This is a genomic window from Synechocystis sp. LEGE 06083, from assembly GCF_015207725.1.
In the GTDB taxonomy this organism is placed as follows: domain Bacteria; phylum Cyanobacteriota; class Cyanobacteriia; order Cyanobacteriales; family Microcystaceae; genus Synechocystis; species Synechocystis salina.
Genome location: NZ_JADEWJ010000251.1, coordinates 1 through 6,017, shown reverse-complemented (window position 1 = coordinate 6,017; position 6,017 = coordinate 1). Strand labels below are relative to the sequence as shown.

Sequence of the window (6,017 nt, the reverse complement as noted above, 5' to 3'; positions counted from 1 at the left end):
GTACGGGAACGGTGCGGCATTCTCCGTAAAGCGGCGGACATTATGGAAGAGCGTCGCCATGAGTTAAACGCTTGGATTTGTTTGGAAGTGGGCAAAATTATTCCCCAAGCTGATGCGGAAGTGTCCGAGGCGATCGATTTTTGTCGCTACTATGCCGATGAAATGGAACGACTGGACCAAGGCGTTAACCTCGATATTCCCGGCGAAACCAACCGTTATTTTTATCAACCTCGCGGTATTGCTCTAGTGATTTCTCCCTGGAATTTTCCCATGGCGATCGCCGTTGGCATGACAGTGGCAGCTTTGGTGACGGGCAATTGCACGTTATTGAAACCGGCCGAAACTTCCACGGTAATTGCGGCCAAAATTGCGGAAATTCTCATTGCAGCGGGGGTTCCCCCGGGAGTTTTCCAATATGTGCCCGGTAAGGGATCGGTGGTGGGTTCCCACATGGTCAACCATCCCGATGTGCATTTGATTGCCTTCACCGGCTCCAGGGAAGTGGGCTGTCGTATTTACGCCGATGCCGCTTTGGTGCAACCGGGGCAACGTCATCTCAAACGGGTGATCGCCGAAATGGGCGGTAAGAATGCCATCATCGTCGATGAAAGTGCAGATCTCGATCAGGCAGTGGCTGGCGCGGTCTATTCAGCCTTTGGTTATACGGGGCAAAAGTGTTCTGCTTGTTCCCGGGTGGTGGTGCTTTCCCCTGTCCATGATGCCTTTGTGGAGCGGTTTGTGGAAGCGACCCGTTCCCTCAATGTCGGCCCCACCGATGACCCCAGCACCCAGGTGGGCCCAGTGATTGATGCCAAAGCCCAAGCCCGCATTCAGGAATATATTGAGCAGGGCAAAGCGGAATGTGAATTGGCGATCGCCTGTGATGCTCCCAGTGAAGGCTATTTCGTTGGCCCCACGGTATTTAAAAATGTCGAACGCCATGCCACCATTGCCCAGGAAGAAATTTTTGGCCCGGTGGTAGCCATTATCCGAGCGGCCAATTTTGACGAAGCCTTAGAAATTGCCAATGGCACTGACTACGCTTTAACAGGAGGTCTCTATTCCCGCACCCCTGACCACATCAATCGTGCCGCCGCTGAGTTTGAAGTAGGCAATCTTTACATCAACCGCACTATCACCGGGGCGATCGTCTCTCGGCAACCGTTTGGGGGCTTCAAAATGTCTGGGGTGGGCTCCAAAGCTGGTGGCCCGGATTATTTACTCCAGTTCTTGGAACCGCGTCATGTGACGGAGAATATCCAACGGCAAGGGTTTGCACCGATTGAGGGGGCAGATCAGTAAGTTAGATTTAGATTAAGAATGGGAGAAATTAATTCTAATTCTCTCCTTTTTCATGCCACGTAATAAAACATTTACCTAAATATCAATGGTGATTAAAAATGACTGATCAATCTATTGCCACAATGACAGTTAATGAGTTAGAGTCTCTGATCACTAAAATTATTGATGGAAGGTTTAATCAAAATCAAGTTTTAAATACAAAAGTCGTTGACCAAACCCAACTTGTAGATAGAATTCACTATTTACAAGCAAGCCTTAAAGAAAAGTATGGTAATTTCCCTGACTCTACCGAACTAGTACAACAGGATCGAGTAACGTATTCCGATCCAGAATAAATCTTGAAAGTAAAAGATTAATCGATAGAAGAACAATCCCATGTTTTTTAAAGAGCTGATAATTGAAAACGTTGGACCAATATCCAATTTAAAACTTGAATTCCCTAAAAATAATCAAAATCCAAAACCACTTATAGTAGTGGGTGAAAATGGATCAGGCAAAAGCATTTTGTTATCCTATTTAGTAAATGCGTTAATTGCAGGAAAGCAACTTGTTTACGACGACGTTGAGGTTGAAAAAGGCAAAGTTTTTAAATATCGAAGCCCTCAATATATTCGCGTCGGAGAACATTATTCTCGTACAGTTATTGAATTTGATTCAGGTGAAAAAGTTGAAGAATGGCAATTATCATTGTCAAAAAATCAGTTTGAAGACCAGCTGAAATTTACTCCTTTACACAAGGAGTGGAATCAAATACCAAGCGATGAATATTCTTTCTTTCAATCTAGCTTTAAAGCAGAAGCGGAGGGAACAAAGTTGATTTTCAAAAATCAATGTTGTCTCTATTTTCCAGTCAATAGGTTTGAAGATCCAGCCTGGCTAAATATTGATAATCTTCAGTCCAAGGCAACCTATACAGAACTAAAAAATATTTCAGGTTACTCAAATCGCAATCTAATTTGCATGTCGCCACTCAGAAACAATATTAATTGGCTATTAGATGTAATCCTTGATCGACAAACATTAGAACTTAGAACAAGGGAAGCCCAATGGATAACAGAAGGAAAACCTAATGGCTTTGTAAGTGTGCTTGAAGGTTTCTTTGGTCAGAGTAGTAACATATACAATGCAATTAATCAGGTATTAGCCATAATTTTACGCCAAGAAGAAAACATAAGAATTGGTTTGGGAGATCGTCATCATCGTCAAATATCTCTCGTAAAGAATGGGAGAATTTGGATTCCCAACCTTTTTCAACTATCAACAGGTGAGGTTCAGCTAATTAATCTATTTCTATCAATTATAAGAGATTATGACTTGTCAGAAGGTCAATTAAATGACCTAAACGATATCAGGGGTATTGTCATTATTGATGAAATTGACTCTCACCTTCATACACTTCATCAAAGAGAAATTCTTCCTGAAATTATCAAGTTACTCCCAAGCATTCAATTCATCATCACAACTCATTCTCCATTATTTCTAATAGGTATGGATGAAAAGTTGGGAAAGAATGGATTTGAAGTTATAAATATGCCAACAGGAGAAAAAATTTATCCAACTGATTTTTCAGAATTTGGTGCTGCTTATGATACTTTTAAAACGACAGCTATACATAGAAAAGAAATTGAAAAGCAGATTGAAAATCATTCAAAACCAATCGTTTTTGTAGAAGGAGACCATGATGTACATTATTTAGAAAAGGCTGCCGAACTACTAAACCAATCAAATATTTTAAATAGAGTGCAGTTAGACGATGGTGGTGGCTTTGGCGGTCTCGACAAGATTTGGAAGGCTTACAATAATCCAATTTCTGAAGTTTTACCAAATAAGGTAATATTACTCTATGATTGTGATACTAATAAACAAAAGAGTCAAAACAACAAGGTTTATAAGGAAATTATTCCACTGATCAAAAATCATCCAATTTCAATTGGAATAGAAAATCTCTTTCCACCGGAGACAATCGATAAAATTGAAAAACAAAATCCTCAATATATTGATTTACATTCTACGATAAGTTTAAGAGAACGAGGGAAAACAATTGAAAAGCCAGCCTACAAATCTGTCAACAAAGATGAAAAAAGCAATATGTGTAGATGGTTATGCGAAAATGGTGATGCACAAGATTTTTCTCATTTTTTGACTGTATTTGAAATTATTGAAACAATAATTAACGAATAGAGAATATGTGTTTTTGTGTTGTCAAGTCACTTATACGCATATATGCACTGGTAAAATTTATATAGAAAAGATACAATTTTCTTACATTACTCAAGCCTAAATTCAATTAATGCAATTTAAATGTATTATGAAAATTATCTATGTTTATCAAAAAAGAGCTGATAGTATAGTTGACTTAATAACGACATAGCCCCAAACTTATTTAAAGTAACCATACGTTTTTGAGATATCTGAATAGATTTTCCGACCATAGACACAAGGAAAAGATATCGAAAACTTGGCTGATTTATACCGAATATTTACCCAAGAACAAATACTGAGGATCAAGCAATGATTGCTTCCCTCTGCAAAAAATCCACTAGCTGTTGGTCATGGTCATGACCTAATGACCCCAAAGGTAAATCTTCCAGGGCATAATTTTAATTCCCTTTTCAATCTATCCTCCGGGGGCAAAGGTCAAACACGACATTGATTTATAGACCTAAATTAGCGGTCTGGCTTCTTAGAAAATTCCTACAAACATTAACAACATAAATGCAACGAAAAATACTAGAGAAAAAGCAGCAAAACCTAGCCAAGGCTCATGATTAACCCGGTCTAGATATTTGTTGACTTTTTCGTCTTTTTCTTCTGGATGCCAAATCATTGGTTTCATAATTTTACCCTCTTAGACAACAAAAAAATTATCCGCTTAAGAATTAAATATTCCTAAGCTTTTTGCCCCTGGCTATCGAGACATGAATAATTCCTTAGGAGAGATTGACAACATTAACCGGTGCGTCATCACTTATGTAAGCCCCCGTTAAGTCCGCCTCGCTAAAATCCGTATCTGTTAAGTTAGCTTCGATTAAGTTCACACCACGCAAATCTGCCCCTCGAAGGCTAGCTTCAGATAAATTCGCCTTCCGTAAGTCTGCACCTCCTAGTTTCGCACCGGATAGATCTGCATTAGAAAGATCTGCCCCCATCAAATTTGCACCACTAAGGTCTGCACCACTCAAATCGGCATAAATTAAACAAACCTCGGTCATATCAGCTAAAGCAAGATTTGCTTTTTTTAAAACTGCATTATTAAGGTGTGCATGCTTTAAATTTGCACCACTAAGGTCTGCAAAAATTAGTTGTGTTCCCATTAAGTTTGCATTCGACAAACAGACTTTAACCAAGTTTATATGACTAAAATCTCTCTGTCCTTCCGCGTAACACTGAAGAATTTCCTGAGCATCCATAGTTTTTATCCTTTTCCACGTAACAATCTTTTTCTTTTTAACTTATACTGATTTACTTATTAAGTTTGAAGTAATTTCCTTTTTCCATTCTAGCTCAAATCTCATTTATGGCTAGATGTAACTTTACGCCAACTGCTGTTCTGACAAGTGGTGCCAAGCGACACTCAGGTTGGTCGTAACTGTTATGTAGCCCGTCTTTCTAGACACATTCCCTCGACTACCCCAGGATAGACAAGGCAAACTAGATGGAGATCATGCTTGTAGAATTGGCATCGATATTTTTAGAATTTTAGTTAAAAGAGAGCAATATTGGTTGAAGCAGAAGTGTTGAATGAATTCCCCGAGCATTGGACATGGGGAACGTAGATTAAAGACCTCGTCGAAAACTTAGCTGATTTATACGGAATATTTACCCCAGAAGAAATACTGGGAGTCAAGCAATGATTGTTTCCCCCTGCAAATAATCCCGTAGCTGTTGGTCATGGTCGTGGCTTAATGACCCCAAAGGTAAATCTTCCAGAGTAAAAGCTTGTACCTGGGATACCTCCTGGCGATCGCCAACGAGCAAATTACCTGCCGCTTGAACCACCAGGGAAATGGTGACGGAGTGCATGCGGGGATCTCGGTCAGGACTAGAATAAACTCCAAGCAGGCGATCAATTTTGATTAACTGTAAACCAGTTTCTTCCCGTAACTCCCGCGCTGCCGTTATTGTCACCGTTTCTCCCCAGTCGATCAGCCCCCCCGGCAAACTCCATTGCCCCGTATCCCGCCGTTTAACTAAGACAATAGAACCACTAGGCAAAACGGGAATTAATGTCACCGCTGACAGGGGACGACGGAGCAGTAATTTGATGAAAACCTGGGCATATCTCCACACCGGTTTAACTTAGGCCCAACTCAGCTTTGGCATTGGCGATCGCCAAATTAACTTGGTCAAAACCCGTGCCGCCGTAACTATTGCGAGCTGCCACCACCTGTTGGGGGGTAATGGCTTGGTAAATGTCCTCTTCAAAAGCCGGATGGAGTGCTTGCCATTCTTCCATAGTTAAATCCTTGAGCAATTTCCCCGCCGCTAAGCTGGTTTTTACTACCTTGCCCACTAGGTTATAAGCCTCCCGGAAGGGGACCCCTTTCGCCGCCAGGTAATCCGCCACATCCGTCGCATTGGAAAAATCCTCTGCCACCGCCTCTGCTAACCGTTCTTGCCGGAAGACAATGCCTTCATCAAGCAAAATAGTCATGGCTTCCAAGCTCACCTGGACCGTTTTGACCGCATCAAATAAAGCTTCCTTATCTTCTTTC

The 6,017-nt window shown here is 41.0% G+C and carries 6 protein-coding genes and 1 pseudogene; 3 read left to right on the top strand and 4 right to left on the bottom strand.

Annotated features, from left to right (window positions below):
• The 3 genes from pruA to IQ219_RS15965 all read left to right on the top strand — a co-directional run.
• Window positions 1-1,302, top strand: a 1,302-nt coding sequence (gene pruA / locus IQ219_RS15975) for an L-glutamate gamma-semialdehyde dehydrogenase (RefSeq protein ID WP_194073259.1), incomplete at its 5' end; no start/stop codon positions are given.
• A gap of 98 nt (window positions 1,303-1,400) precedes the next feature.
• The gene (locus tag IQ219_RS15970; protein WP_194073258.1) at window positions 1,401-1,637 is read left to right on the top strand and encodes a hypothetical protein; all 237 of its coding nucleotides are present in this window, start codon (window positions 1,401-1,403) and stop codon (window positions 1,635-1,637) included.
• 40 nt (window positions 1,638-1,677) lie between these two features.
• Window positions 1,678-3,483, top strand: a complete 1,806-nt coding sequence (locus tag IQ219_RS15965; RefSeq protein ID WP_194073257.1) for an AAA family ATPase — start codon at window positions 1,678-1,680, stop codon at window positions 3,481-3,483.
• 502 nt (window positions 3,484-3,985) lie between these two features.
• Here IQ219_RS15965 and IQ219_RS15960 read toward each other — a convergent pair.
• From IQ219_RS15960 to IQ219_RS15945, 4 genes and pseudogenes are all read right to left on the bottom strand, one after another.
• The gene (locus tag IQ219_RS15960) at window positions 3,986-4,138 is read right to left on the bottom strand and encodes a hypothetical protein (RefSeq protein WP_190597770.1); all 153 of its coding nucleotides are present in this window, start codon (window positions 4,136-4,138) and stop codon (window positions 3,986-3,988) included.
• A gap of 94 nt (window positions 4,139-4,232) precedes the next feature.
• Window positions 4,233-4,721, bottom strand: coding sequence for a pentapeptide repeat-containing protein (locus tag IQ219_RS15955; protein ID WP_194073260.1), 489 nt, complete (start codon window positions 4,719-4,721; stop codon window positions 4,233-4,235).
• 424 nt (window positions 4,722-5,145) lie between these two features.
• A complete protein-coding gene (locus tag IQ219_RS15950) occupies window positions 5,146-5,592 on the bottom strand; it encodes an NUDIX hydrolase (protein ID WP_194073256.1) in 447 nt (148 codons plus the stop codon).
• 4 nt (window positions 5,593-5,596) lie between these two features.
• Window positions 5,597-6,017, bottom strand: a pseudogene (locus IQ219_RS15945) (argininosuccinate lyase); the annotation flags it as partial.

What these genes read in the sequence shown, in the direction of transcription:
- IQ219_RS15970 (WP_194073258.1), top strand. Translation starts at nt 1,401, where the DNA reads ATGACTGATCAATCTATTGCCACAATGACAGTTAATGAGTTAGAGTCT.
- IQ219_RS15965 (WP_194073257.1), top strand. Translation starts at nt 1,678, where the DNA reads ATGTTTTTTAAAGAGCTGATAATTGAAAACGTTGGACCAATATCCAAT.
- IQ219_RS15960 (WP_190597770.1), bottom strand. Translation starts at nt 4,138, where the DNA reads ATGAAACCAATGATTTGGCATCCAGAAGAAAAAGACGAAAAAGTCAAC.